Raw genomic sequence first — 563 nt, 5'->3', positions numbered from 1 at the left:
TTCAGGCCTATTTTAGCACCAGTTAATAACCACATTAGAATCATAGCTTCATTAAAGGCTATATCCTTCTTTGTACAATGCTTTGCATAGGTAATCGTTTTAAGAAGCTTTCCTAATTCGCTAGATTGCTGTGTGCTATTTTTATATTTATGATGTGCATATTCAAGGTACTGCCTAATAGGATTATAAGCATTCATATTGGCAATGCATGAAGTAAATCCCCACAAATCGTCTTTTGAAAGTAGCAGGCCTGTTCTTCTACAGTCACTATTTATTTGAGTAAGAAAATCTTCATAGATATACCATTCTCTATTACTTTCAATACTTCGCTTTAATTCATTGTATTTAAGTTCAATTCCCTTATTATCATAGAGGACTTTTAGGTTCTCCCAAATCTTAAGAGGTGTCCCTTTAGGGCTTAATTCATACATATTGTGAGGCTCATCCTCCCCTTTCAGCTCCTGCACTTTCTTTTTAAATAATTTTTCTTCCCCCCTACTTATAGCTTCTTTTAGTAATAACTTATACTTCTTATTTTTTTCCTCTTTATCCTCTACTTTCAA

Annotated in this window: 1 protein-coding gene; it reads right to left on the bottom strand. The window is 33.2% G+C overall.

All coding sequences use genetic code 11. From position 1 onward, the window contains the following. Window positions 1-563 (bottom strand): hypothetical protein (locus H8718_RS20415; RefSeq protein ID WP_249334885.1); only part of this gene is annotated, 563 nt, incomplete at both ends.

Origin of the sequence: Zhenhengia yiwuensis, from assembly GCF_014384995.1 — a bacterium.
In the GTDB taxonomy this organism is placed as follows: domain Bacteria; phylum Bacillota; class Clostridia; order Lachnospirales; family Cellulosilyticaceae; genus Zhenhengia; species Zhenhengia yiwuensis.
Note: the sequence above shows the minus strand (reverse complement) of the source record. Positions and strands in the feature narration are given on the sequence as shown.